Source organism: Streptomyces sp. A18 (assembly GCF_059026065.1).
The window spans coordinates 122,570-147,440 of record NZ_JBWLKL010000008.1 but is presented as its reverse complement, the minus strand read 5'-3'; the positions used below and the strand labels follow the sequence as shown (position 1 = coordinate 147,440).

General features: G+C 70.8%; 23 protein-coding genes. 16 read left to right on the top strand and 7 right to left on the bottom strand.

Annotated features, from left to right (window positions below; all coding sequences use genetic code 11):
• Positions 1–135 precede the first annotated feature (135 nt).
• The 3 genes from AC5P1C_RS15960 to AC5P1C_RS15950 all read left to right on the top strand — a co-directional run bounded on the left by AC5P1C_RS15960 (position 136) and on the right by AC5P1C_RS15950 (position 1,875).
• Complete coding sequence (locus AC5P1C_RS15960) at positions 136–570, top strand: hypothetical protein (RefSeq protein ID WP_493866482.1); 435 nt, start codon at positions 136–138, stop codon at positions 568–570.
• A 75-nt stretch (positions 571–645) separates the two neighbouring features.
• Positions 646–1,302, top strand: a complete 657-nt coding sequence (locus tag AC5P1C_RS15955; protein WP_493866481.1) for an RNA polymerase sigma factor — start codon at positions 646–648, stop codon at positions 1,300–1,302.
• A gap of 18 nt (positions 1,303–1,320) precedes the next feature.
• Positions 1,321–1,875: a hypothetical protein gene (locus AC5P1C_RS15950; RefSeq protein ID WP_493866480.1), complete on the top strand. Its 555-nt coding sequence runs from the start codon at positions 1,321–1,323 to the stop codon at positions 1,873–1,875.
• Positions 1,876–2,336: 461 nt separating this feature from the next.
• Here the strand turns inward: AC5P1C_RS15950 and AC5P1C_RS15945 are convergent, their stop codons facing one another.
• On the bottom strand, positions 2,337–5,117 hold the full coding sequence (locus AC5P1C_RS15945) for an FG-GAP-like repeat-containing protein (protein ID WP_493866479.1): 2,781 nt from the start codon (positions 5,115–5,117) through the stop codon (positions 2,337–2,339).
• A 257-nt stretch (positions 5,118–5,374) separates the two neighbouring features.
• On the opposite strand from AC5P1C_RS15945, the gene AC5P1C_RS15940 reads away from it, so the two are divergent.
• The 5 genes from AC5P1C_RS15940 (at position 5,375) to AC5P1C_RS15920 (ending at position 9,792) form a co-directional block, all read left to right on the top strand.
• On the top strand, positions 5,375–6,202 hold the full coding sequence (locus AC5P1C_RS15940; protein WP_493866478.1) for a hypothetical protein: 828 nt from the start codon (positions 5,375–5,377) through the stop codon (positions 6,200–6,202).
• A gap of 108 nt (positions 6,203–6,310) precedes the next feature.
• Positions 6,311–6,940 carry an RNA polymerase sigma factor gene (locus AC5P1C_RS15935; protein WP_493866477.1) on the top strand — a complete coding sequence of 210 codons (630 nt, stop codon included), beginning with the start codon at positions 6,311–6,313 and terminating at the stop codon, positions 6,938–6,940.
• On the top strand, positions 6,937–7,551 hold the full coding sequence (locus AC5P1C_RS15930; RefSeq protein WP_493866476.1) for a hypothetical protein: 615 nt from the start codon (positions 6,937–6,939) through the stop codon (positions 7,549–7,551). The genes AC5P1C_RS15935 and AC5P1C_RS15930 overlap by 4 nt, the downstream gene beginning before the upstream one ends.
• 472 nt (positions 7,552–8,023) lie before the next feature.
• Positions 8,024–8,725 carry an RNA polymerase sigma factor gene (locus tag AC5P1C_RS15925; protein WP_493866475.1) on the top strand — a complete coding sequence of 234 codons (702 nt, stop codon included), beginning with the start codon at positions 8,024–8,026 and terminating at the stop codon, positions 8,723–8,725.
• Positions 8,725–9,792 carry a hypothetical protein gene (locus tag AC5P1C_RS15920; protein WP_493866474.1) on the top strand — a complete coding sequence of 356 codons (1,068 nt, stop codon included), beginning with the start codon at positions 8,725–8,727 and terminating at the stop codon, positions 9,790–9,792. Before AC5P1C_RS15925 ends, AC5P1C_RS15920 begins: the two co-directional genes overlap by 1 nt.
• A 208-nt stretch (positions 9,793–10,000) precedes the next feature.
• On the opposite strand, the gene AC5P1C_RS15915 is transcribed toward AC5P1C_RS15920, so the two are convergent.
• Complete coding sequence (locus AC5P1C_RS15915) at positions 10,001–10,849, bottom strand: L,D-transpeptidase family protein (protein WP_493866473.1); 849 nt, start codon at positions 10,847–10,849, stop codon at positions 10,001–10,003.
• A 206-nt stretch (positions 10,850–11,055) separates the two neighbouring features.
• On the opposite strand from AC5P1C_RS15915, the gene AC5P1C_RS15910 reads away from it, so the two are divergent.
• Positions 11,056–12,636, top strand: coding sequence for an acyl-CoA mutase large subunit family protein (locus AC5P1C_RS15910; protein ID WP_493866472.1), 1,581 nt, complete (start codon positions 11,056–11,058; stop codon positions 12,634–12,636).
• 77 nt (positions 12,637–12,713) lie between these two features.
• Complete coding sequence (gene leuE / locus AC5P1C_RS15905) at positions 12,714–13,373, top strand: leucine efflux protein LeuE (RefSeq protein WP_493866471.1); 660 nt, start codon at positions 12,714–12,716, stop codon at positions 13,371–13,373.
• A gap of 2 nt (positions 13,374–13,375) precedes the next feature.
• Here leuE and AC5P1C_RS15900 read toward each other — a convergent pair whose 3' ends face one another.
• The gene (locus tag AC5P1C_RS15900) at positions 13,376–13,840 is read right to left on the bottom strand and encodes a MarR family winged helix-turn-helix transcriptional regulator (RefSeq protein ID WP_493866470.1); all 465 of its coding nucleotides are present in this window, start codon (positions 13,838–13,840) and stop codon (positions 13,376–13,378) included.
• A 33-nt stretch (positions 13,841–13,873) separates the two neighbouring features.
• Positions 13,874–15,364 carry an FAD-dependent oxidoreductase gene (locus tag AC5P1C_RS15895; protein ID WP_493866469.1) on the bottom strand — a complete coding sequence of 497 codons (1,491 nt, stop codon included), beginning with the start codon at positions 15,362–15,364 and terminating at the stop codon, positions 13,874–13,876.
• A gap of 62 nt (positions 15,365–15,426) precedes the next feature.
• On the opposite strand from AC5P1C_RS15895, the gene AC5P1C_RS15890 reads away from it, so the two are divergent.
• Positions 15,427–16,083: a TetR/AcrR family transcriptional regulator C-terminal domain-containing protein gene (locus tag AC5P1C_RS15890; RefSeq protein WP_493866468.1), complete on the top strand. Its 657-nt coding sequence runs from the start codon at positions 15,427–15,429 to the stop codon at positions 16,081–16,083.
• 9 nt (positions 16,084–16,092) lie between these two features.
• Positions 16,093–16,269: a hypothetical protein gene (locus AC5P1C_RS15885; RefSeq protein ID WP_493866467.1), complete on the top strand. Its 177-nt coding sequence runs from the start codon at positions 16,093–16,095 to the stop codon at positions 16,267–16,269.
• Here AC5P1C_RS15885 and AC5P1C_RS15880 read toward each other — a convergent pair.
• From AC5P1C_RS15880 to AC5P1C_RS15870, 3 genes are read right to left on the bottom strand one after another with little or no spacing between them, the layout of a single operon-like run.
• Complete coding sequence (locus AC5P1C_RS15880; RefSeq protein WP_493866466.1) at positions 16,253–17,398, bottom strand: acyltransferase family protein; 1,146 nt, start codon at positions 17,396–17,398, stop codon at positions 16,253–16,255. The genes AC5P1C_RS15885 and AC5P1C_RS15880 overlap by 17 nt on opposite strands.
• A complete protein-coding gene (locus tag AC5P1C_RS15875; RefSeq protein WP_493866465.1) occupies positions 17,395–18,744 on the bottom strand; it encodes an alpha-2,8-polysialyltransferase family protein in 1,350 nt (449 codons plus the stop codon). Before AC5P1C_RS15875 ends, AC5P1C_RS15880 begins: the two co-directional genes overlap by 4 nt.
• The gene (locus AC5P1C_RS15870; protein WP_493866464.1) at positions 18,744–19,721 is read right to left on the bottom strand and encodes a glycosyltransferase family 2 protein; all 978 of its coding nucleotides are present in this window, start codon (positions 19,719–19,721) and stop codon (positions 18,744–18,746) included. The genes AC5P1C_RS15875 and AC5P1C_RS15870 overlap by 1 nt, the downstream gene beginning before the upstream one ends.
• A 198-nt stretch (positions 19,722–19,919) precedes the next feature.
• Between AC5P1C_RS15870 and AC5P1C_RS15865 the strand changes: the two genes are divergently transcribed.
• The 4 genes from AC5P1C_RS15865 to AC5P1C_RS15850 all read left to right on the top strand — a co-directional run bounded on the left by AC5P1C_RS15865 (position 19,920) and on the right by AC5P1C_RS15850 (position 24,783).
• Entirely contained in the window at positions 19,920–21,257 is a 1,338-nt protein-coding gene (locus AC5P1C_RS15865) for a DUF6716 putative glycosyltransferase (protein WP_493866463.1), read from the top strand.
• 98 nt (positions 21,258–21,355) lie between these two features.
• Positions 21,356–22,642 (top strand): cytidylyltransferase domain-containing protein, encoded by a 1,287-nt coding sequence (locus tag AC5P1C_RS15860; RefSeq protein WP_493866462.1) that lies wholly within the window; start codon positions 21,356–21,358, stop codon positions 22,640–22,642.
• A gap of 14 nt (positions 22,643–22,656) precedes the next feature.
• Positions 22,657–23,589 carry an N-acetylneuraminate synthase family protein gene (locus tag AC5P1C_RS15855; protein WP_493866461.1) on the top strand — a complete coding sequence of 311 codons (933 nt, stop codon included), beginning with the start codon at positions 22,657–22,659 and terminating at the stop codon, positions 23,587–23,589.
• A 69-nt stretch (positions 23,590–23,658) separates the two neighbouring features.
• Positions 23,659–24,783: a hypothetical protein gene (locus tag AC5P1C_RS15850; RefSeq protein WP_493866460.1), complete on the top strand. Its 1,125-nt coding sequence runs from the start codon at positions 23,659–23,661 to the stop codon at positions 24,781–24,783.
• Positions 24,784–24,871 lie beyond the last annotated feature (88 nt).

The window sequence follows — 24,871 nt, the reverse complement described above, 5'->3', positions numbered from 1 at the left end:
GTACAGCTGGCTGGAGTTGACCCTGTGAGAAGGGGCACGACTCGGAGCCGTCACGGTAGAGAGATGACTTCCGCTTGGTAGGAGGAGGGTGCGGTCGCGCGCCCTCTCGGTTGCCGAGATGAAGGGGTGGGAGTCATGGACGGTGAGGGAAGACGGGTGCCGAGAGCCGAGGAGATGCGGGGGCAGGCCCGGGAGTTCGTTGCGCGGGTGACCGTGCGGAATCGGTTGCCGCTCGATTTCTCCGTCGCGAGTCTGCGGGTCGTCGACTTCCTCATCGAGGGGCTGCGCAAGGGTGGGCGCGGGCGTGACGAGGTTGCCGGGGCGCTCTTGGGGCTCGGCGCCTATGTGGGGGAGGTGTTGGTGCGGCGGGCGGGTGCCGTCTGGGTCGATTTCGACGAAAGCCAGCGCCACTTCTTTGGGCATTCTGTGGGTGTACGGATGCCGGACGAGAGGGTGTGGAATCCCCTGGGGAAGGTCGTCAATTGCTTTGACGCCGCCGCTGATACTGCGGAGCAGTCACTGCAGACCTTCTACCTCACCCTTCCGGGGCGCTCTCGGGGTGTGGCGTAGTTCGCCGCGCTCACGGAGGGTCCTTCTCGGGGGCACGGGCACGGTGAACAGTGTCAGCGGGGTTAAGAGGAGAGCGTGGGGCAGGGTGGGGAACAATATCGCCGTGCGTCGGCCAGCGATGAGGAGCTGACGCGGGCCCTGGGGAGTGCCAGGGACGGGGACGAGGCGGCCTTCGGGGTCGTCTATCGGTGCGTCCAGCCCGGGCTTCTCGGGTACTTGCGTGGGCTCGTTCGCGAGGATGCCGAGGACGTGGCTTCCGAGGCGTGGCTGCAGATCGTCAGGGATCTGGGGCGGTTTCGCGGGGGCGGGGCCGACTTCCGGCGCTGGACCGCAACCGTTGCACGGCACCGTGCCATCGACCATCTCCGTCGCCAGAAGACCAGGCCGCGGGCCTCCCCCCTGGAGTGGGACGCGTTCGCTCTGCCGGCCGCCGATGACACCGCCGCTGAGGTCCTGGAGTCGATGACCACCTCGCGCGTCCTGGGGCTTGTGGCTGAACTGCCGCCGGTCCAGGGTGAGGCGGTGCTCTTGCGGGTCGTGGTGGGGCTCGATGGGCCGGCAGCCGCGCAAGTCCTCGGTAAGCGGCCTGGGGCCGTGCGTGCGGCTACCTATCGCGGATTGCGGGGGCTGGCACGGCAGTTGGCCTGCGATGGGGAGCCCGTCTGTCCTCCTCGGCGGCGTCCAATGGGGAGCGGGTATGCCACGCGGCGGGAGAGACGGGCGGTGTGCTGAAGCAGCTGGGGGGTGTTGATGGAGGGGTTCGACGTACGGCTGCGGCGCGTGGCTCGGCGGGGGATGAGGTCCCGGCTCATCGTGGTCGTGTGGTGCCTGGGCGTCATGCCCTCGGCGCTCGTTCTGGTGAATGTCGCTCTCGGGTCCGACTCGCGCCCGTGGTTCAACGGCCTGGGTATAGGGCTGGCGTTCACGGTGTTGTGCGGCGGGCAGGCGTGGAGGAACCCTGCGCGGGTGAGGGCCCTGCTCGATGACGGTGAGGAGCTGGTTGCGGCCTTCCCGGTCGGGCCTGACCGGCTCACTCTGCTGAGGCGACGGGTTGGGGTGGGCGGCTTTCTCGTGGTTACCAACCGGCGGGTGCTGGTGTTCTCCCACAACAAGATCACGGATGTCGCGACAGACCTCCTCTGGTCCGCGCCGCGCCGGGAGTGCTCGGCGGAACTCGTCCCGAAGGGGCGCCGGTTGACGGTGGTCTGGCGCGAGGAGCGTCATGACTGCCGTTTCGGCTTCGGTGCCCGGCGTAGGACTGCCGTCGAGCGATTCACCGTTGCGATCAACAGGGGGTGGTGGTGAGTCCGCCGTTGGCGCACCGGCCGGGAGGTCCGCTGCCGATCCCGCACACCGTTCTGGAGAGTCACATCATCCCCGTGGCGTAGTAGCGAGTTGCGGGAAAGTTCCACCCACCGGGGCGATGACCTGCGCCGATGCGGGTGCGGTGTGGAACTTTTCTGCAATTCGGCAGATCAGCCGCCGAGGGGCGGGCGGAGACCGCTGCCGGGGTCCAGACCGCCGTGCGCGGTGCGGACGCTGTGCGTGCTGCCATGCGGAGAGGTGGGGTGCGGGGTGCCGAGCCCTGCGGGCGTGGGGGAGGTGCGCCGTAGCCTCCCGGCGCGGAGGGCGGGGCTGGTCCCCCGTGCCCTCCCCTGTGATCTCCCGTGATCCCCCGTGGCCGGCACCGCAACGCCCAGCGCCGTGCTACCCCCAACTCCGGGGAGCAGCACGGCGCATAGGTACCGCTCAGGAACCTGCCGTCACTACGGCGTCAGCACCTGCCCCAAGTGCGCCCCCGTCGGAGTCCCCAACTGCGTACGCCCGTAGTAGACGCCGCCCGTCGTCGAGACGCCCGACGAGCCGCTGTCCAGCTGCAGGATCGTGCCGTTGCCCGTGTCCTCTCCGTCCACGCCGATCGCCAGATCCGCGCGGCCGTAGCCCGACAGGTCCGTCAGGGACACCGACGCGCCCAGGCGGTCCGCCGACTCCGTGGAGCCGGTGATTCCCTCCGTGTCCTGGGTGAATGCCTGCGCTCCCGTGCCCGTCAGGCCCGATGACGTGCCCTTCAGCAAGAGCGACGTGCCTGCGTCCTTTCTTGCCGTGCCCGACCTCGTGATGTCCTCGTTCGGTGCGCCCGTCAGGACGTCGGCGTAACCGTCCAGGTTGAAGTCGCCCGCCGATACCGACCAGCCCATCGCGTCGCCCGACTCGGCGGCGCCCGGGACCCCGGACGTGTCCTGGTGGATCGTCTTCATGCCTGTCGTCGTGAAGCCCGTCGACGTACCCGGGATCACCGTCACCTGGCCGCCCGCGTGCGCGCCCGACTCCGCCGTGTACGGCTGGCCTATCACCAGGTCGTCGTAGCCGTTGCCGTTCACGTCGCCCACCGCCAGGGAGCGGCCGCCCTTCACCGACAGTGAACCGACCCTGCTCAGGCCCGACCTCGTGCCCTTGAACCACTGGACGCGGCCGGTGCCCGCCTGGTCGCGGTAGTTCAGGGCCACGTCCGCGTATCCGTCGCGGTTGAAGTCGCCCGATGCCGCGTCGGCGTACGAGATGGCCGTGTCGCCCGACGTCAGCGTGCCGCCCACCTCACTGCCCGCCTTGAAGCGCGCCGCCCACGTGCCGCCGGTGCCGGTGGACGCCGAGAAGACGTCCGCCTTGCCGTCCGCGTTGAAGTCGCCGACTGCCACCGCCGAGCCGAACTTGGCGCCGGGGTAGTGGAAGTCGTCCGCCAACTGCATGTCCGTGCCGGAGGTGAAGTCCGGGCCGTAGAGCATCGTGACCGCGCCGCGGTCCTTGTTCGTCGCGTCGTCCTCGCCGGGGGCGCCGATCGCCAGGTCCGCGTATCCGTCGCCGTTGATGTCGCCCCAGGCCGTGGCCGCCGCCCAGTTGTCGCCCGCCTCGGAGGCGCCGGGGACGCCGGGGCTCGACTGGGTGAGGGTCTTCTTGGAACCGGCCACTGGGCCGTCAAGGCCGCCGGGGATCAGCGTCAGCGTGCCTACGCCGCCCGATGCCTTGGGCGTGCCCGCCACCAGGTCCGTGATGCCGTCGCGGTTGAAGTCCGCCGTGGGGATCGCGGAGTTGCGGCCCGCGCTCGTCGCGTAGCGTCGGATCTCGCCGAGCTTGGAGTACAGGTTCTTGCCGGGGCAGGCCGTCGCGAAGCCGTCCCGGTGGCCCGAGATCGTGTTCAGCGACGGGGTGTCGCCCTTCTTCCACACGCCCGTGTCGTCCGCGGCCGTCAGCGTGACCTTGCCGGACGGGTCGCCCTCGTACTGGCCCAGTTTCCAGGCCGCGACGCGTGAGACGGATTGGAGTGCGGCGCGGGTCGGCTTGCCCGCCGGCTTGTTCGTGGCCGGGTCGCCCTCGAAGTCGCCGAGCACCGCGATGCCCGCGGACTCGCCGTTGAAGCCGTACGTGTGCGCGCCGCGCACCGGCAGATCGGTGCCGCCGCCGCGGCCCTCGAAGACCTGGCCGCACTTGTCCACGAGGAAGTTGTAGCCGAGGTCGTTCCAGCCCTCGGTCTCCACGTGGTACGTCATGATGCCGCGGACCAGGGACGCCGACTGGGCGCAGCTGTAGTCGTTCGTACCGACCGTGTGGTGGACGAAGACCGCCTTGACCTTGTCTATGTACTCCGGCGGGTCCTCGACCTGGGACTCGTCCGCGCCCCAGGCCGCCCGGCCGATCATGGGCGGCTTGGTGACCGTGGACGGCGGAGCCGGCGGAACCGTGGGCTCCGGCTCCGGCTCCGGGTCGGGGGAGGCGGTGGGGGAGGGGGCGTCCGTGGGTGCGGGGGACGTCGGGGCCTCGGTTGGGGCTTCCGTCGGGGTTTCCGTCGGGGCTTCCGACGGTGCGGGTGAGCCGTCTCCGCCGCCGGTCTCGGGGTTCGGGGGCACCGGCGTCTCCGACTCGTCGGGCACGGGCGCCGCGAACGCCGCCGGGGCCATCGCCGAGCCGTCAAGGGCCGGGTTCTTCGCCTCCTTGGACGTCACACCGGGGTCTACGAGGTTGACCTCAAGCCCCTTGGGGAGAGCGGTACTTGAGGTGCCGTCCGCCCCGACCACGCGGACCTCCACGCCGTCCGATGGGCCGACCCACAGCGGCTCGGAGGCGGCACGCATGCCCGCCTCGACCTTCTCGGGAAGGTGCAGCTCCAGGTCGAGGTGCTGCCAGTCGGTCCACTTGTCGGTCTCGATGGAGCGCGTACGGACCTGGGCCGTGCCCTCCAGCTCCTTCGTCACGCCGGTCCACGAGACGCCGAGCAGCGAGAACTGCTTCGTCGACGTGCGCGGCAGCTCCCGCTCCTTGGCACCGTCCGCCTTGAGCGCGATGTCGTGCACGCTCACCGGGCGCTTGCCGCGGGAGACCTCGTCCGTCGGATCCCCCGTAGAGGGATCGGCCATCGCGTACGTGACGGCCCCCGCGCCCCCCAGCGCGACGGCTCCGATCGTCAGCCACGCCCTGCGCTTGAGACTCAGCGGTCTGTACGCGTGCGTGGTTCGCGCTGTTTCGCGCGGTTTGCGCGGGCTCAAATGCCCCACCCCTTAGCGGAATTGCCGGTGAATTGCCGGTTGACCAAAACGAGTGCTTACGACCACCCCAAGGGTCAAACGGTTGTACGAGGGTGGGCGAAATGTGACGTGACGTATCCCGCACTCCTGAGGTGTGACATGTGGACGTGGCGGTGCGCTGGGTCACCTGACAGCTGTGAACGGGGAGTGGAAGACAAGTGCGGGTGGGGAGCGTGGTTTCTGTGGTGGGGAAGAGACACCGGTGGGTGGGAAAGAGACACCGGTGGGTGCGTGGAGTCGCCTGCTGTCTCGTGATGGGCGCGCTCGCGTCCTGCGGCGGCGGCGAGGGGAAGGTGTACGAGGGACTGGTCACGCGGACGCCGTCGGAACCGGCGGAGCCGCAGAAGCCCGCCGACGAGGTGCGGGGCGAGCGGCTCTCGCGTGAGGCCATGCGGCTCCTGAAGGACACCGACTCCGTGCGCATCGGGGTCGAGATGAACGCCCCGGGGAAGTACCAGAAGGTCTCCGTGCACATGGACCGCCGGAACAACTGCACCGGAACTTTCGACTCCGGGCCCACCAACAGGGGCGAGGTGCTCATGATCGGCACCGGCGATGCCTACTTCCGGTTCTCGGACGACGCGCTCGACGCGATCCGCGACGCCGGCGTGGCGCGCGGCCCGGAGGCGGGGGCCACGGCCAGGGAGCGTACGGAGCTCGCGCGCGGCAAGTACGTGAAGCTCCCGACGGGCGGCAGGGCGCCGGGCGGGGTGTCACCCACGCAGACGTGCGACCTGGACAAGATTTTCGGTGAGCTGGACGGCTCGTCGGAGAACGACCTGAGCGGCGCGCGCGCTCTGCCGGACAGGCGGTGGCACGGCGAGAAGGTCACCCCGCTCGCCGCGACGGACGGCGGCCGCGACATGACGGTCTATCTGGCGGCGGGCGACAAACCGTACATCGTCGGCATGACGCAGAAGCGGGGCGACGAGCAGATGGAGATGCGGATGTCCGACTACGGCAAGCCGGTCGTCGCGCGGGCCCCCGACCCGTCCCTCGTCCTCGATCTCGAAGCGCTCGGCATGGACGGCGGGGGCTCCGTGTTCGAGGTCTGAGGGGCCGCCACCATCCCGGGGCCTGTGACATTTCTGGCGGCCTTGACGCAGCTCACCGTGGGGGCACGGACACGGTGAGCTGTGCCGTAGCGGTACGGATGGGAAAGCGTGGGTCGAGGAGGGGAACCCCGACGCGCAAGGGCGCGCGACGAGGAGCTTGGCGCCGCGGTCGCGGGGGCGCAGGAGGGCGACGAGGCGGCTTTCGCGGTCGCGTACCGCCTGGTGCAGCCGGGGCTCGTCGGCTATCTGCGGGGCCTGGTCGGCCATGACGGTGAGACCGCCGAGGACATCGCGGCCGAGGCCTGGCTGGAGATCGCCCGCGATCTGGGGCGGTTCCGCGGCGACGGCGCGGGCTTCCGCGGCTGGACGGCGACCATCGCGCGCCACCGGGCGTTCGACCATCTGCGGCGCCAGAAGGTCAGGCCGCGTCCGTCCACCCTCGAACAGGACGTACTCGATCTTCCCGGGCCGCACCGCACGCCGGAACAGGCGCTCGAATCCATCTCCACGGAGAAGGCACTCGCGCTGATCGCCGGGCTGCCGCGCGACCAGGCGGAGGCGGTGCTGCTGCGGGTCGTGGTCGGCCTGGACGCCCCGGCGGCGGCGCGGGTGCTCGGTAAACGCCCCGGGGCGGTACGGACCGCCTCGTACCGGGGGCTCAAGCGGCTCGCCGAGCAGTTGGGTGCGGCGCGGGGTGTGACGGATGACGGCGCCGGTCCGCTTGGGGAGTCGGGATGACCGGGGAATCGGGATTCAGGATGGACGCGAACGAGCGCGTGGACGCGGTGCTGGGCGAGGCGGTGCGCCCCGGCACCATCGACACCGAGGCAGAGCACCGCGCGGTCGCCGCGTTCCGCTCCGCGCGGGACGAGGGTGACCACCGGGCACGCACCCGCCGCCGCGACGACTGGCGCCCCAGCGCACGAAGCCGCGCGTTGGTCTCGCTGCGGGCGGCGGTGGGCGCGGTGCTGGCGAGCGTGCTGCTGGGCGGGGGCGCCTTGGCCACGATGAACGCGTCCCGCACCCAGGACGGCGGCACCCCACCTACCGCCGACCACCGGCCCCCACCCCACACCACGCCCCCGGCAGAACACCGGACACCACCACCGCTCCCACGACCGGAGCAGACGCGGACACATCCGGAAGCACTCAACGAGACGAAGCCCAAAGCGAAGGCCGAGGCCGAGGACGAGGGCGGGGCCAGGGCCGAGGACGAGAGCGGGGCCAAGGCCAAGGCCAAGGACGGGGCGAAAGGCGGGAGCAAGGGCAAATCCAAGAGCGAAGGCGAAGCCCAGAGCAAGCCGGCCCAGCCCAAGGCCTCCAAGAAGAGGACGAACAAGCCCCGCTAGGAGCGTCCCCGGCAGGGGCGCGGGGAACGGCGCGCGCAGCCACAACGCACCCGCAGGGGAAGAGCCCGGCAGCCGCCCCACAGGGGCGCGAGGAACTGCCGCGCCCAGCCACGAACAAGCCCGCGGACAAAAAGAAAGCCCTGCCCCGGCCCGGGGGCCAAGCCAAGGCCCAGCAACCGAAGCTCCGGTGGGGTGGAGCAAGGGGGGAAACTCCCGCGGGCCCCAGCCAAGGTGAGCGGCCGGGGTCGCCACCCCCCACAGGAGAGACCCCGGCCGTCACGCGGACGGACCGCACGCGGCCCGTACTCCCTTCAGCGCCGTGCGTGCGTTTTCTGTCACACCGCGTTCCGTCACGCGCTAGTTGCGCGTTGTACCAAACATGGACGTGAGCCCACTTCAGCCCGTAGCGTGCTGCTTCGCGCCAGGCTGCGGGGGCAGGACCGCAACCGGTGTAGGCGCATAGGGAGAAGTTGTGCTGGGGGACGACGCGGAACTGACCGCCGCGGTGCTTGCGGCGCAGGACGGGGACGAGACCGCGTTCCGGACTGTGTACCGCGCCGTGCACCCGCGGCTGCTCGGCTACGTACGGACACTGGTCGGTGACCCGGACGCGGAGGACGTCGCGTCCGAGGCCTGGCTGCAGATAGCCCGTGACCTCGACCGGTTCAGCGGCGACGCGGACCGGTTCCGCGGCTGGGCCGCACGCATAGCGCGCAACCGCGCCCTCGACCACATACGCATGCGGGGCCGCCGCCCGGCGATAGGCGGCGACGAGACCGAGCTCACCGGAAAGCCGGGCGAGGCGAACACCGCCGACGAGGCGATGGAGTCCCTCGCCACCGGCGACGCCCTCGCCCTGATAGCCCAGCTCCCGCAGGACCAGGCCGAAGCCGTCGTGCTCCGGGTGGTCGTCGGCCTCGACGCCAAGAGCGCGGCCGAGACCCTCGGCAAACGCCCCGGAGCGGTTCGTACCGCCGCGCACCGCGGCCTGAAGCGGCTCGCGGAACTGCTCGGAGCGGACGACGCGGACGGAGCGGACGGTGCGGACGGCGCGAAGGGACCGTCGAGCGCGGGAGCGCTGGACGCCGTACCGCCTCAGAGGGAACCTCGCGGGCGTCCAGTTACATCTGCCGGTGTGACGCATTCGCGTTCGCGGGCGCAGAAGGACATGTGATGGCCGACGAGGACTACAGGTGGCTGGACCGCGACGCGGCGGAACGTTTGCTGAGCGGTGAGCCCATCGACGGCACCGCCATCGACAGCACCGACCCTCACGCACGGGAACAGGCCGCACAGTTGGCCAAGGCCCTGGCCGCGCTGGCCGCGGACGACCGCGCCGGCTCCGTCGTACCCGCCGACATCTCCTCCGAACTCCCTGGTGAGGCCGCCGCGCTCGCGGCGTTCAGGGAGGCTCGTGTCCCCTCGGCACGGACAGCTTCTACGCGCGTGGGAGCGCCCGATACGGTGCGTATCGGGCGCTCGGGCGCCCCTTCGCGCCCCGCCCGCTGGGCGCGCCCCGTGCGTTACGGTCTCGCCGCCGTGCTCGCCGGATGCATGGTCGGCGGAGTCGCCGTCGCGGCGGGAACGGGCGTGCTGCCCTCGCCGTTCGGCGACCGGAGCAAGCCGGGCCCTGCGGCATCCGCGTCGTCCGTCGCCTCGCCCGAACCGCTCGCGTCCCCGTCGGACGGCGCGAGCGGCACCCCGGACGTGGAGCCCGACGACGTGACCACCACCCCGGAAGACCCCTCGCGCGCACCCGGCAGCAGCGCGCCGCCGCAGGACGTCGAGGAATCCGAGGGCGCGTCCAAGGGCGGCGCGGGCACCACGCAGCCCGGCACCGGCGATCCGCAGCGCGATGACGAGGCCAAGGACTGGTACCGCAAGGTGGTCTCCGCCTGCCGTGACTACCGCAGCGGCGAACTCCAGGGCGAGAAGAGGCGCCGCCTGGAGGAAGCCGCCAAGGGATCCCAGCGGGTGACCGAGTTCTGCGGTCGCGTCCTGAACGGATCGGGCAGCGACCGCGAGCAGACCGGCGGCGGCAGCGACGACGGCAAGGGCGGCGGTGGCGGCGGTGACGACGACGGCGACAAGGGCGACGACGGGTCATCCGGCGGCAACGATCACTGGGGCAACGGCGGCATAAAGCCCGTCCCGCCGATCGTGGCCCCCGCCCCGAAGCCGACGCCCACGCCCGATCCGAGCGACTCGTACAGCGCGCAGCCCGAACTGCCGAGCCCCTGAAGCGCCCCTCCCTGCCCGCCGCCGACGCGGCTCTGACCTGCTCGGATGCCCCGCGCGCGGCAGGTGTGACGTTTTTTGAAGCACTGACGCAGTAAGAAGTGAGCCGACTGGTCATCGGCCCGCGCACGAGCCAGGGGTTCCCCCCGTACCTTTGGCTCGGTGCCACCAGCGTGGGCGGGAGACGTTCCCCCGATCCCGCCCACGCTGATTACTTGTAGACGACGACCTTGTCGCCCTTCCGCACCTGTGCGAACAGGCTCGCGATCTTCTTCTGGTCCCGTACGTTCACGCAGCCGTGCGAAGCGCCGTTGTAGCCGGTCGCCGCGAAGTCCGACGAGAAGTGCACCGCCTGGCCGCCGCTGAAGAACATCGCGTACGGCATGGCCGTGTCGTACAGCGTCGAGACGTGGTGCCGGGACTTCCAGTAGACGGTGAACTCGCCGTCGCGCGTGGGCGTGTACTGCGAGCCGAAGCGCACGTCCATCGTCGACATGGCCTTGCCGTCGACCATCCAGGTCAGCGTGCGGCTCTCCTTGCTGATGCACAGGACGCGGCCGGTCAGACAGCGCTTGTCGGGCTTCGACGCCGGGATACCGCCCCCCGAGTACAGCTCGTATTTCGTGGGCTTGCGCGTCATGCCGACCAGCTTCTGCCAGGTGACCGTGTCCGTTCTACCCGTGCGCGGAAGCCCGCGCTTGCCCTGGAACCCCTTGACCGCGGTGGCCGTGGACGCGCCGTACGTCTCCGACGGGTCGTCGAAGAACCAGGCGATCTGGCGGAGCCTGGCCTGCAGCTCCCGCACCTGGCCGCCGCGCTGTCCCGGGGCGAGCAGGGTCCTCGGGGGCGGCTTCGGGGCCGCCGTCCGCTCCGGTTTCCCGGACGGCTTATCGGGGCCGTCCTGTTTCGTCTTGGTGGGAGAGATCTTGGTGGGAGAGATCTTGACCGGCTGCGCCTTGCCGTCCGAGTCGACGGCCTGCGCCTTGCACCCGCCCACGAGGGCGACCGCGACCACGGCCCCCACGGCTATCGCACCTTTGCCCACAACGACCCCCGTCATCGCTCGACGCATCGACAGACTCGCTGAGAGTGCTTCCCGCGAGTGACCACCCCTGAACGTTGCCGCATGCTGGAGGAGGACCGCCATACCGGAGAAGTAACGGAGAAGGATCTCCGGCAGGGATCGGCAGGGATCGGCAGGGATCGGCAGGGATCGGCAGGGGTCAGCAGGGGTCAGCAGGGATCTCGGGCAGGAGGCACAGAGTGATGGCGCGTGAGTCGGAGTCCGGACTGCCCGTCGAGCCCGTGTACGGACCGGAGACCCTCGACGGCTGGGACCCGGCGACGAAGCTGGGCGCACCCGGCGCGTACCCCTTCACGCGCGGCGTGTACCCGTCCATGTACACCGGCCGCCCCTGGACGATGCGCCAGTACGCCGGCTTCGGTACGGCCGTCGAGTCCAACGCCCGGTACAAGCAACTGATCGCGAACGGCACGACGGGCCTCTCGGTCGCCTTCGACCTGCCCACGCAGATGGGCCACGACTCGGACGCGCCGATCGCCTCCGGCGAGGTCGGCAAGGTCGGGGTCGCGATCGACTCGGTCGACGACATGCGGATCCTGTTCGGCGGCATCCCGCTGGACAAGGTGTCGACATCGATGACGATCAACGCCCCCGCCGCCCTGCTGCTTCTGATGTACCAACTGGTCGGCGAGGAACAGGGGGTGGACCCCGGCGCGCTGACGGGCACGATCCAGAACGACGTCCTGAAGGAGTACATCGCGCGCGGGACGTACATCTTCCCGCCCAAGCCGTCGCTGCGCCTGATCGCGGACATCTTCAAGTACTGCCGGGCCGAGATCCCGAAGTGGAACACCATCTCCATCTCCGGCTATCACATGGCCGAGGCGGGCGCGACGCCCGCGCAGGAGATCGCCTTCACCCTCGCCGACGGCATCGAGTACGTACGGACGGCGGTCGCCGCCGGAATGGACGTGGACGACTTCGCGCCCCGCCTGTCCTTCTTCTTCGTGGCGCGTACGACGCTCCTGGAGGAGGTCGCCAAGTTCCGTGCGGCCAGGCGCATTTGGGCCCGTGTGATGCGCGAGGAGTTCGGCGCCGAGAACCCCAAGTCCCTGATGCTGCGCTTCCACACGCAGACGGCCGGGGTCCAGCTCACCGCACAGCAGCCCGAGGTGAACCTCGTCCGGGTCGCGGTCCAGGGCCTGGGCGCGGTGCTCGGCGGCACGCAGTCCCTGCACACGAACTCCTTCGACGAGGCGATCGCGCTGCCGACCGACAAGAGCGCGCGCCTCGCCCTGCGTACGCAGCAGGTCCTTGCGTACGAGACGGACGTGACGGCCACGGTCGACCCGTTCGCCGGGTCGTACGTCGTCGAGAAGATGACGGACGACGTCGAGGCCGCGACCCTCGAACTCATGGAGCGCGTCGAGGACATGGGCGGCGCGGTGGCCGCCATCGAGGACGGCTTCCAGAAGAACGAGATCGAGCGCAGCGCCTACCGCATCGCCCAGGAGACCGACTCCGGCGAACGCGTCGTGGTCGGCGTCAACCGCTACCAGCTGGACGAGGAGGAGCCCTACGAACCCCTCCGCGTCGACCCCGCCATCGAGGCCCAGCAGGCGGCCCGCCTGGCGAAGCTGCGGGCGGAGCGGGACCAGGGCGCGGTGGACGCGGCGCTCTCCTCGCTCCGGGAGGCGGCGAAGGGGGACGCCAATGTCCTCTACCCGATGAAGGACGCGCTGCGGGCGCGGGCGACGGTGGGCGAGGTGTGCGACGCGCTGCGGGAGGTGTGGGGGGCGTACGTGCCGACGGACGCGTTCTGAAGCGCTGACTGGGGACGCGGTGTCCGCTGTGCGGACACCGCGTCCGCTATGTCGTACGCGCGTGCGACACTCCGCCCATGCTGGGTGTCACCGATCTTCCGACCTATCTCGCGGGCCTCGCCCTGATCATTCTGCTGCCGGGGCCGAACTCGCTGTACGTGCTCTCCGTGGCCGCGCGACGCGGCGTACGCACCGGCTATACCGCGGCGGCCGGCGTGTGGTGCGGCGACGCCGTCCTGATGACGCTCTCGGCGGCCGGTGTCGCCTCGCTCCTCCAGGCCAACGCCCTGCTCTTCGGCATCGTGAAGTACGCCGGCGCCGGATATCTGACCTGGCTCGCCTTCGGGATGCTGCGCACCGCCGTCGGTATGTGGCGCGCGCGGCGCGAGCCGGTCGCCGAGCAGGAGGGCGGGGAGTCCGGGGCCGCCGGGGCGGGGGAACGGCCGTTCCGCAGGGCCCTGGTGATCAGCCTGCTCAACCCGAAGGCCATTCTCTTCTTCATCGCCTTCTTCGTGCAGTTCGTCGACCCCGGATACGCCTACCCCGCGCTCTCCTTCCTGGTGCTCGGAGTCCTCGCCCAGGCGGCGAGCGTCCTCTACCTCACCGCCCTGATCTTCAGCGGCACCAAGCTGTCGGCCGCGTTCCGCCGCCGCAAGCGGCTCTCGGCGGGAGCCACGTCGGCGGCGGGCGCGCTGTTCCTCGGGTTCGCGGCGAAGCTGTCGCTCGCCGGCGGCTGAGCTCAGTGGTGCCAGGCTGATCCGCCGACGTTGTGGATCATGCGCTGGAGCACCTTGAGGGTGCGGATGTACTCCTCGTCCGTGATGCCCGCGTGGATCTCCGCACGGGTCTTGCTCTGCCGCGCGGCGGCCTCTTCCCGGAGCGCGCGGCCCTCGTCGGTGATGCGGAGACGGCCGTCGCCGCCCTCGGTGAGCAGGCCGCGGTCGCGCAGGGCGCGGATGTCGTGGTGCAGGGAGCCGTCGCCCACGTTCAGATAGCCGCGCAGCGTGGCCACGACGGCTGCCTTGTCCTTGCCGTTCTCGGCGATGATCTGGTTCAGGATCCACCACTCGGGCTGGGTGACTCCGAACTCGGCGAGCATGGTGCGGATGTGGTGGACGACGGCTTCACCCGCGGCCGATGCCCAGTAACCGATGGGCTGGGTGATGAGGTCTTCGTCGCTGTGGGAGTACGTGAAGGTTTCCATGCCCAGAACGTAGAACCTCAAGTTTGATTGAGGTCAACTGTCCCGGTGGAATTTCCCCAGGTATCGCGTCAGGCCCGTCGTCTCATCGCCCGCCCAGCCGACGTACCCGTCGGGGCGCACCAGGAAGAGGCCCTTGCCGTAGGGTGCGTACGCACCGATGCGGAGTACGTTCACCAACTCCTCGTCCAGTGACGGAAGTTCGGCATCCGTGCCCACCGCGAGCAGCGTGAAGTGCGGGCCCCTGAACGCGTCGAACAGCCTCCCCCCGGCGCACGGCCCGTCCGGCGCGCGGTCGCCCGCCCGCAGCGCCTCGTCCGCGAGGCCCGTACGGGTCTCCACGGCGAGGGAGCTGTCCCGATACCCCAGGCCCAGTTGGCGCGTGGCCTCCCCGCGCCGCTCCTCGCCGCGGTGGACGCGGGTGGAAAGGCCCAGCATCCGTGCGGCGTTGGGCAGGCGCTCGGCCTCGTAGGTGTCGAGGAGGGTCACGGGTGCGCCGCTCCTCAGGACCGCGCCCAGCTTCCAGCCCAGGTTGTACGCGTCCTGCACGCTGGTGTTCAGGCCCTGCCCGCCCGCCGGTGAGTGCACGTGCGCCGCGTCACCGGCCAGGAACACGCGGCCCGCGCGAAACCGGTCCGCGAGCGCCGCGCGCGGCCGGAAGTCGGAGGCCCAGCGCACTTCGGTCACCTCGTCGGCGGTGAGGTGCGTACGGGCGGCGACGACCTTGCGTACGCCTTCGAGCGAGGTGTCGGGGCCGGTCCCGTCCGTGAACTGGGCCGTCAGCTGGAAGTCCGGCGTGCCCGCGAGCGGGCAGATCGCCAGGAAGCCCGCGCCCTCGGTGGCGGGCGGGAACATGTGCCAGTTGTCGCGGTCCAGGGTGGGGATGCGGACGTCGGCGACGAGGATCGGGTGCGGGTCGACCTTCCCCGAGCTCTCAGCTTCGTTCGAGCAGGGGAGACCCCAATCGCCCGTCATGCCGATACCGAGTGCCGCGCGCACGGTCGAGCGACCGCCGTCGGCCGCCACGACGTAGGCCGCGCGGACGGTCCTGCCGTCCGCGAGCCGCGCGGTGACGCCCTCGTCGTCCTGCGTGAGGCCGGTCAGCGCGGCGCCGAACTCGATCTCGTCGCCGCCGAGTTCGCGTAGGCGGGCGTACAGGATCTCCTGCGTACGCCACTGCGGGACCATCAGTGGCCGGTCATACGGGGAGTCCTCCGTCGGCTCCTTCTCGTCGAACAGCCGGTGCTCGCCCTGCCGCTCACCGTCCTTCCAGACCATGCCGACCGGGTAGGTGCCGCCCGCCGCCTCGGCCGCCTCGATGACGCCGAGGTCGTCGAAGACCTCCTGGGTGCGGGGCTGGATGCCCTTGCCGCGTGATCCGGGGAAGAGGGTGTCGGCCCGCTCCACGACCAGGGCGCGCACGCCGCGACGGGCGAGGTCGCAGGCGAGGGTCAGGCCGGTGGGCCCCGCGCCCACGACGAGTACGTCCGTCATGAGCCCGGCCGCGCCGCCCCCGACGTCCCTCATGTCCTTAACGCTGTTAAGTCCCATGCTCCAGAGCCTGCGCTTAACGGTGTTAAATTGTCAAGGTGGCTACGACACCCCTGGACCGCACCCGCGTGGCGCGCGCCGCCCTGAAGCTCCTGAACGAGACGGGCCTCGAAGGGCTCTCCCTGCGCGCCATCGCCAAGGAACTGGACGTCAAGGCGCCCGCTCTGTACTGGCACTTCAAGGACAAGCAGGCGCTGCTCGACGAGATGGCGACGGAGATGCTGCGGCGCATGAACGCGGACCTCACGGCGGGCGGGACGCCGGACGCCGAGTGGCCGACCGCCCTCGCCGCCGCGATGCGGGGCCTGCGGCAGCACCTGCTGAAGTACCGCGACGGCGCGAAGGTCTACAGCGGTACGCACTTCACGGACATGTCGTACGCCGCCCCCATGGAGGCCCACCTGCGCACGCTCACCGCAGCGGGCTTCACACCGGGCGGCGCGGCCCGCGCCTGGCTCACGGCGTACAGCTACACGATCGGCTACGTGATCGAGGAGCAGTCCATGGGGTCCGACCCGGCGAAGGAGGAGGGCGGCTACGACCTGGCGGCCCGCGCCGAGCGCCTCGCCGCGTATCCGCTCGCGGCGGCCGCCGGCTATGAGATGTTCCGGGACTACGACGGCGGGTTCGAGAAGGGTCTGGCCGCGGTGGTCGCCGGGATCGGGGCCACGATGGTGGAGACCCGCCGAGCGTAGTCTGGCCCCATGAACGAAGGCGAGACGCTGGAGCGGCTGGTCCAGGAGCTGGTGGACGCCATGGGGGAGGCCGAGGTCGCCATGGGTGAGGCCGTCGACGTCGCCCGTGCGGTGTCGGCGGACGGCGCCGCCGACACCACCACGGAGACAGGCGCCGACACGGAGGGCTCTACTTCCGGGTCATGAGACCGTTCCGGATCAGCGGCGTGAGCCGCTCCTCCACGAAACGGTTCAGCAGCCACGCGAGCAGCAGCATCGCCGCGATCGTCAGGCCGAAGGTCGCGTACGACGGGAGGCCGAGCCCCCGGTGCAGCGCCGCCACCGTCACCCAGCCCAGGTGCTCGTGCACCAGGTAGAACGGGTACGTCAGGGCTCCCGCCACCGTCAGCCACTTCCAGTCGACCCGGTGCAGCGCGCCGAGCGCGATGAGCAGGACCGCCGCGAAGCCCGCCGTCACGACCGCGATGATGCCGAAGGACGTGCGGTAGGAGAAGAACTCCGGGTTCGGGGCGTGCCACAGGCGCGAGACCGCGTAGTGCTGGCCGATCAGCCAGCTCACGCCCACGATGCCCCAGGCCGTGAGGTCCTTGCGGTCGCGGTGGACGAGGTAGATGCCGATGCCGCCGATGAAGAAGGGGGCGTACTCGGGCATCAGGACGAGGTCGAGCAGCGGCTCGTTCGCGCCCTCCGCGACGACCGCGGCCAGGGTCCACACCGCGCAGAACAGGATCACGCGGGCCCGGTTCGCGCCCGGCATGACGACGCAGAGCGCGAAGAGGGCGTAGAAGCGCAGCTCGGCCCAGAGCGTCCAGCAGACCCCCAACACCCGGTCCACGCCCAGCGGTTGCTGCAGCATGGTCAGATTCACCAGGGCGTCGCTGGGCGAGACCGCCTGGTACGCCACGACGGGCAGCGCGAAGACCGCCGTCACCAGGATGATCGCCGCCCAGTAGGAGGGCAGGAGCCGCGAGGCGCGCGAGGCGAAGAACGCGCGCAGCGGGCGGCCCCAGCCGCTCATGCAGATCACGAAGCCGCTGATCACGAAGAAGATCTGCACGCCGAGGCAGCCGTAGGCGAACCAGCTGTGGGTGGTGGGGAATTGGAGCTGTGGCGAGCTGCCCCAGGCCTCGCCGATCTCGCCGTCGCGGCCGCCGTAGTGGTAGGCCGCGACCATCAGGGCCGCGATGAGCCGCAGGCCGTCAAGGGCCCTGAGGCGGGGCCGCGCGCGCCTGATCACCGGAGGGGCCGCGATCGTGCGCGTCAGGGCGTCCGCCCCCGGGGAGTGCTTCGGGAGCGTGGCTTGGGGAGAGGTCATCCGAGTGCGGTCCGCTTGATGGAGCGCTGGACCGAACGGGCGCGGCGCGCGACCCGGCGTACGGCCGCGTTGCGCGGGATGAACGAGAGCTGCGAGGGCAGCGCTCCGGGCAGGGCGAGGGCCGTGAGGCGGCGCCGCTTGAAGTAGCGCCAGGTGTGCGGGGTGAGGTTCATCGAGAGGTACCGCTCGGCGGCCCCGCGCCGGCGCGGGTAGATCTGCGGCTGCATCGCGAAGCCGACCGCGACGAGCAGCCCGCCCAGGTCGGCGACCGGCATGCCCGGCCGGCGCCCGGTGACCGCGCTCTTGTCGGCGAGGTCGGGGAGCAGCGCGTCCACGATGGTGACCGGGACGCGGTTGCTGTTCTGGTAGGGCGCGAGCCGCTCCAGGAGTGTCTCCGTGCCGGTGCGGGCGACCGGCAGGTCGTAGAGCGCGGACGCGGTGAGCAGCGCGGTCGAGAAGCAGCCGATGACCAGCGCGGGACGCATGCGCTGGTAGAGGACTTCGGCGAGGACCGGCGAGTCCAGGACGGTCAGCTCCACGCCGATCGTCTCCGCCTCCTTCTCCAGCGTCCGCGACCAGCGGGCCGGGGCCGTCGGGTGCGGCTTGAAGACCACGCGCGTATGGCCGAGTTCGGCGGCGCCGCGCACCATGCGTACGTGCAGGTCCTCCTCTTCCTCGGCGGTCAGGATGCCGAGTGCGGAGAGGTACTGGCCGAGCAGCAGGGCGGGTTCGGCGATGTCCGGGACGTCCGTCCCGGTGTCGGCCAGTCGCCCGAGCACCTTCAGGAAGGCCTCGGTCGGCACGATCTGCGGCTCCACGTCGAACTCGGTCAGGAGCAGCGGGGTCAGGCCCGGCACCAGGTCCAGGTGCAGCAGGCGGCGCACCCGCGTGCCGACCAGCGGGTCGATCTTGTTGCGGGTCGGGCCGTAGCTCATCAGGCCGTCCGCGTAGACGTCCACGGGCGCGCCCGTGAAGATCTGGGCGAGGGCCAGGGCCGGGTTGACCTGGATCGACTCGACGGCCAGCTCGACGTCGTCGTCACCGAGGTCCCACAGGAGCCGGATGTACCGCTCCCACATCGGGATGTCGTCCGACCGGGGGGCCCAACCGCCCGGGTGGAAGGGGGAGATGGCCTCGTTCCAGGAACGTACGTCGTCGAACCGGTCCCGCAGCTGCCCGAAGCCCGGCATCTCGTCGACGGCGACCGTCGTCTCCGGTGTCGCCGCGTTGTTGCTGACCAGGAGCAGCCGCCGGTCGGCGGGGCCGAAGAGGTCGGCGTCGATCGCGGCGGCGAGCGTCGCGGTGCCGTACAGCGTGGACGCGAAGAAGATCTGCGTCGTCGCCATTACGCGGCCACCTCCGCCGACACCGGGCGCCGGCGCAGCCGGCGAAGGCGGGTCGCCCGCTGTATGTCCATGGAGTCGAGGGCGTCGTCGAGAACGCCCTGCGGCATCCGCTTCAGGGCGGCCGCACTCAGTGACTTCAATTTCCGCGCCACTTGTGGCTCGAACCTTTCGATGGATCCCAGATGGTGGGAAATGATCGCGCAGTAAGTACGGACGGCCTTCGGCAGGAGTTTGTCCGCGTCGCGGTCCTCTGCCGTTTCCCGGACCACCTGGTCGAATGCCCGGATGAAATCGAGCTGGCGTACGTCACCGATCTGTGTCAGTGACGACGCGACCCCGCGCCGGTAGAAAACGCCGAGAAGACCCACCGCCGCGAAGGATTCCGCCTCGCGGTGCAGCCGCCAGATCCAGGGCCGGTCCTCCGCGGTGCGCAGGCCGTCCGTGAAGTGAAGGAGGCCCTGGTCGGCCAGGCGCCGGTGGTAGATGCCCGCCCAGGCGTAGGCGTAGTCGACGGACGTCGACCGGTCAGCGGGCAGGATGACGTCCCGCGGCGGCATGACGACGCCGCGCCTGCCGTGCGGGACGCGGTGGACGGAGCGGGCCCGCGCGGTGCACTGCACATGATCGGTACGCACGAAGTCGCAGCCCAACTGCTCGATGGCCGCGACGAGTTGTGCGTAGTAACCGGGTGCGAGCCAGTCGTCACCGTCCAGGAAGGTGAGGTACTCGCCGCGCGCCGCGTCAAGGCCCGTGTTGCGGGCGGTCGCCAGACCGCCGTTCGTCTCATGTCTGAGATGGACGGCGCCGGGCAGCTCGCGCGCGGCACGCTCCAGGATCTCTGGAGTCTCGTCCTTCGAACAGTCGTCGACGAGAATGAATTCGAAGTCTTCGCGTGCGTTCGCCCGCAGACTCTTCAAGGTGTCGGGCGCGTATTGCTGCACGTTGTAGAACGGCACGATGACGGAGAGCTTAACCACGTGGGTGACGTTAGGTGTCGGCCCGGCATTCGTCTTGGCCGAAGGTGAGATGTCAGGTGAACGACGCATGGCGGAATGGTTAACCCGCCTGTCCACCGGCGGTTTCCCGGGCTGATTCGCCATTCGTCGGCGTGCTGTTAACCGTTTGTTGCACCTGAGTTGGGCCGCCAATCTCAATGCCTTCCTAGCGTCCTTCCTGTGCCAGTAAGCAACAGCGGGACGACACGGATCACCGTGCTCGCCGACTCCGACACCCGGTGGAAATGGGGCGCGCTCACCGCGAGCCGCCTCGCCGGCGAGGGAGCGGACACACACCTCGACGGACGCCTCCTCCGCGGCCGGGCCACGCCCACCGTCCGGCAGCTCGAAGAGGTCGGGGTGCGCGCGGATTCCCTGCGCGAGGTCACCGCCGTCGAGTTCCTGCGCGAGGTGGAGCGCGAAGCGCCCGACGTCATCGTGCTCGCCCTCGTGGGCGGCGCGGTCCAGGCGGTGCTGCACGGGCTCGCCCGCATCGCGGAGGGATCCGCCGGTAGCAGGCGGCCCGTCGTCGTCACCGGCTATGTCGGCGTCGTCTACGAGAAGCTCGCCGACGGCCTGCTGCTTCGGCACGGCGCGGACGTCGTCCTCGCCAACTCCCGTCAGGACGCGGAGCGTTTCCGCGCCGTGTACGAGGGAGTGGGCGCCGACGCGTCGGGCGTCGTGGAGAGCGCGCTGCCGTTCCTCGGCGGGGCCGCCTACCTCGAGAAGGACCAGAAGAAGGACCAGAAGCACGACCCCTACACGGTCGTCTTCGCCGCGCAGCCCTCCGTGCCGGACAGTCGCGCACACCGGACGTACCTGCTGAGCCGCATGGTCAAGCACGCACGGCTTCACCCGGACCGCGAGGTCCTGATCAAGTTGCGCAGCAAGCCCGGCGAACACACCACGCACATCGAGGAACTGCCCTACCAGAAGCTCGCCAAGGGTGAGGACCTGCCGCCCAACTGCCGCCTCGTTTACGGGAACATGGGCGAGGTCCTGGACCGTACCGACCTGCTCGTCACGGTCAGCTCCACCGCCGCGCTCGAATCCCTGCACCGCCGCATTCCCACCGCGGTCCTCACCGACCTCGGGGTGCGCGAGGCGCTCGGCAACCACCACTTCATCGGCTCCGGATGCCTGGCGTCCTGGGACGAGATCGACGCCGGGTACAGCCCCGAGGCCGCTCCGGAGTGGGTCGCTCGGCAGGGCGTCGCGCCCGACGGGACGTACGAGAAGGCCTTCGACGCGGCACGTGAGCGCGTCGCGAGCCTCCTGGCGCAGCCCGCGCTGCCCGCGATCGCCCCGTACTACAGCCTGACCACCGCCCCCGGCTACCTCCCCGGCATCCTGGCCCGCCACCACCTCGGCCCGGACGGCTCCCCGCTGCCGGGCGCCCCCGCGGCGGACCGCGAGCCGGGCCCCGTGCGCCAGGCCGTCCGCAGCGCGGCGCGCGGCGCCTACCGGCACGGGGTGCAGCGCGTGGCCCCCGTCATCCGGCGGATGGGCGAGCTGTGAACCGCGGGCGAGACGTGAACCGCGGGCGAGACGTGAACCGCGGCCGAGACGCGAACCGCGGGCGAGCCGTGATCCCCCACCCCTCTCAAGGAGCCCCCATGTCCCACCCCGCCCCAGGGAGCGCGCCAGCGCGCCGTGTCCTCGCCGTCATCCCGGCCCGCGGCGGTTCCAAGGGCGTGCCCGCCAAGAACCTCGCCCCGGTCGGCGGTGTGCCCCTGGTGGCGCGCGCCATCCGCGAGTGCCTGGCCGCGCGGCTCGTCACGGACGTCGTCGTCTCCACGGACGACCACGTGATCGCCGAGGCGGCGCGCTCGGCCGGCGCCGAGGTCGTCCTGCGGCCCGCGGCGATCGCGGGGGACACCGCGACCAGCGAGGCCGCGGTCCTGCACGCGATGGACGCGCACGAGGCGCAGCACTCCGTCGCGGTGGACGTGGTCCTGCTCGTGCAGTGCACCAGCCCCTTCATCGTCCGCGAGGACGTGGACGGCGTCGTCGGCTCGATCATCGACGGCGGCGCGGACACGGCGCTGACCGTGGCGCCCTTCCACGGCTTCGTGTGGCGCGACGCCGACGACGAGCCCGCGGCCCTGGACGCGCGGCGCACCGGCGAGGTGGGCGGCACCACGAAGGTCGCCAACGCGACGGCCACCGACGGCGGTTATGGCGTCAACCACGACAAGTCCTTCCGGCCGCGCCGCCAGGACCGCCCCCAGGACCTCCTGGAGACGGGCGCGGTCTACGCGATGGACGTGGCCGGCTTCCGCGAGCACAAGCACCGCTTCTTCGGGCGCACCGAGCTCGTTCGGACCGACCCGGCACGCGTGCTGGAGGTCGACGACCCGCACGACCTCGCCCGTGCCCGCGCGCTCGCCCCGCTGTTCGACGGCGGCCGGGCCGACGCGCTTCCGACCCGCGACGACATCGACGCGGTCGTACTCGACTTCGACGGCACCCAGACGGACGACAGGGTGCTGATCGACTCCGAAGGACGGGAGTTCGTCTCCGTGCACCGCGGGGACGGCCTCGGCATCGCGGCCCTGCGTGACGCGGGGATCCCGCTGCTGATCCTGTCCACGGAACAGAACCCGGTCGTCGCCGCGCGGGCCAGGAAGCTGAAGCTTCCCGTCCTGCACGGCATCGACCGCAAGGACCTCGCACTCAAGCAGTGGTGCGAGGAGCAGGGCATCGCTCCCGAGCGCGTGCTCTACGTCGGCAACGACGTCAACGACCTCCCGTGCTTCGGCCTCGTCGGCTGGCCCGTGGCGGTCGCGAGCGCCCACGACGTCGTACGCGGCGCCGCACGCGCGGTCACCGCACTCCCCGGTGGTGACGGCGCGATCCGAGAGATCGCCGCATGGATCCTCGGCCCCTCCCTCAACAAGTAAGGAAAGTTCCTGCCATGAGCTCCAACTCCCGTCTGCGCACCTTCGGTTCGAAGACCGCCGGTCCCGGCCACCCCGTCTACATCACCGGTGAGATCGGCATCAACCACAACGGCGAGCTCGACAACGCGCTCGCGCTGATCGACGTGGCCGCCGACGCCGGTTGCGACGCGGTCAAGTTCCAGAAGCGCACCCCGGAGATCTGCACCCCGCGCGACCAGTGGGACATCGAGCGCGACACCCCCTGGGGCCGGATGACGTACATCGACTACCGCCACCGCGTGGAGTTCGGCGAGTCCGAGTACCAGGCCATCGGCGAGCACTGCAAGAAGCGTGGCATCGACTGGTTCGCATCGCCGTGGGACACCGAGGCCGTCACCTTCCTGGAGAAGTTCGACGTCCCGGCCCACAAGGTCGCGTCGGCCTCCCTGACCGACGACGAGCTGCTGCGCTCGCTGCGCGCCACGGGCCGCACGGTCATCCTCTCCACCGGCATGTCGACCCCGAAGCAGATCCGTCACGCGGTCGAGGTCCTCGGCTCGGACAACATCCTGCTCTGCCACGCCACGTCGACGTACCCGGCGAAGGCCGAGGAGCTGAACCTCCGCGTCATCAACACCCTCCAGCAGGAGTTCCCGAACGTCCCGATCGGATACTCCGGCCACGAGACGGGCCTGCAGACCACGCTCGCCGCGGTCGCGCTCGGCGCCACCTTCGTGGAGCGCCACATCACGCTCGACCGCGCCATGTGGGGCTCGGACCAGGCGGCATCGGTGGAGCCCCAGGGCCTCACGCGCCTCGTCCGCGACATCCGCACCATCGAGGCCTCCCTCGGTGACGGCGTCAAGAAGGTCTACGAGTCGGAGCTCGGTCCGATGAAGAAGCTGCGCCGCGTCGCGGGCGTCGTCGCCGAGGCCGACGCGGCCGAGCGCGAGCCGGTCGCGGTCTGAGCGCGCAGGCGCTCTTACCGGGAATTCCCACCGGGACCCCCCACAAGGACAGGACACGGTCATACGACGATGAGCCCCCGACCCGGGCCGCTGGCCCCCACCGCTGCGGCGCCCGCCACGCTGGCGTTCGTAGAGAGCCCTGTGCAGCTCCTCAACGTCCTTGAGTGGGCGCATTCGGCAGGGGCGACCGGCCCGGCCGGGGGTCTCACCGTCGTCGTCCTCTCCCCGAACGACCCCATGACCCGCGGCCAGTTGCGCCGCATGGCCCAGCTGGCCCGTGACGAGGGCCTGAACGTCCGCTGGGAGGAGGCGCGCGGCGGTGCGGCTGCTCCCTTCCAGACGATCGGCGGCCTGACGGGCTCGCTGCGGGCGGCGGACCGGATCGTGATCGGCGATCCGTTCTCGCGTTACGTACAGCTGTTGTTGACGATCACCAGGGCCCGCTCGCTCGTGGTCGTGGACGACGGCACGGCCACGATGGAGTTCGTGGCGCAGCTGGCGGCCGGGGAACGCCTGGTGCGCTGGCACCGGCGCGGCGGCCGCCCCGGCGCGCGCGACCTGGCCTTCGCCCCGATCTCCGCTTCCGCACGGCGCCGTCTGACGCCCGGCGGCAAGCGCACGGTGGAGGTGTTCTCCTCCATGCCGATCGACTCGGCGCCCGCGGGCGTCCGCATCACGTCGAACACCTTCGCCTGGACGCGGGAGCGCTTCGGCCCGCCCCGCGTCTCGAAGGGGGCGGACCTGGTGGGCACCTCACTCGTGGAGACGGGCGTGGTGGACCCGGACCGCTACGTGGAGGCGGTCCGCTCGCTGGCCCGCGCACACGGCGCGACGCGCTACTTCGCGCATCGGCGCGAGAGCTCCGAGAAGCTGCACCGCCTTGCGGTCGAGACGGGCCTGCAAGTGGTCCGCCCCGACCTCCCCCTCGAATTGATCGCCCGCCGAGGCCCGATCGGCAGCACGATCCTGAGCTTCCCCTCGACGGTGGTGCACACGCTGCCGCTGGCCCTCGCCGGCACCGAGGTCCGCGTCGCGGTGTGCGACATCGACCCCGCCTGGCTGACGGAGAACGCGTCGCCGCGGGCCCAGGGCTTCCTGTCGGGCGTCACGGGCACGGCGCGTGACGTGCATCGCCTCGCTTCGGTGGCATCGGCTCCGACTGCGGCGCCGCGGGGGGCCGTGGCCCCGGCGTGACCAGCGTCTTTCCCCCTGGAAGCCCTCCGGAAGGCGTGAGAGTTTACCCACCTCAACTAGCGGCTATGCGCCACGCGGCCACTTTTTC

Coding starts and splice junctions, on each gene's coding strand:
- AC5P1C_RS15960 (WP_493866482.1), top strand. CDS start 136: ATGGACGGTGAGGGAAGACGGGTGCCGAGAGCCGAGGAGATGCGGGGG.
- AC5P1C_RS15950 (WP_493866480.1), top strand. CDS start 1,321: ATGGAGGGGTTCGACGTACGGCTGCGGCGCGTGGCTCGGCGGGGGATG.
- AC5P1C_RS15930 (WP_493866476.1), top strand. CDS start 6,937: ATGACCGGGGAATCGGGATTCAGGATGGACGCGAACGAGCGCGTGGAC.
- AC5P1C_RS15920 (WP_493866474.1), top strand. CDS start 8,725: ATGGCCGACGAGGACTACAGGTGGCTGGACCGCGACGCGGCGGAACGT.
- AC5P1C_RS15915 (WP_493866473.1), bottom strand. CDS start 10,849: ATGACGGGGGTCGTTGTGGGCAAAGGTGCGATAGCCGTGGGGGCCGTG.
- AC5P1C_RS15910 (WP_493866472.1), top strand. CDS start 11,056: ATGGCGCGTGAGTCGGAGTCCGGACTGCCCGTCGAGCCCGTGTACGGA.
- leuE (WP_493866471.1), top strand. CDS start 12,714: ATGCTGGGTGTCACCGATCTTCCGACCTATCTCGCGGGCCTCGCCCTG.
- AC5P1C_RS15900 (WP_493866470.1), bottom strand. CDS start 13,840: ATGGAAACCTTCACGTACTCCCACAGCGACGAAGACCTCATCACCCAG.
- AC5P1C_RS15895 (WP_493866469.1), bottom strand. CDS start 15,364: ATGAGGGACGTCGGGGGCGGCGCGGCCGGGCTCATGACGGACGTACTC.
- AC5P1C_RS15885 (WP_493866467.1), top strand. CDS start 16,093: ATGAACGAAGGCGAGACGCTGGAGCGGCTGGTCCAGGAGCTGGTGGAC.
- AC5P1C_RS15880 (WP_493866466.1), bottom strand. CDS start 17,398: ATGACCTCTCCCCAAGCCACGCTCCCGAAGCACTCCCCGGGGGCGGAC.
- AC5P1C_RS15875 (WP_493866465.1), bottom strand. CDS start 18,744: ATGGCGACGACGCAGATCTTCTTCGCGTCCACGCTGTACGGCACCGCG.
- AC5P1C_RS15860 (WP_493866462.1), top strand. CDS start 21,356: ATGTCCCACCCCGCCCCAGGGAGCGCGCCAGCGCGCCGTGTCCTCGCC.
- AC5P1C_RS15855 (WP_493866461.1), top strand. CDS start 22,657: ATGAGCTCCAACTCCCGTCTGCGCACCTTCGGTTCGAAGACCGCCGGT.
- AC5P1C_RS15850 (WP_493866460.1), top strand. CDS start 23,659: ATGAGCCCCCGACCCGGGCCGCTGGCCCCCACCGCTGCGGCGCCCGCC.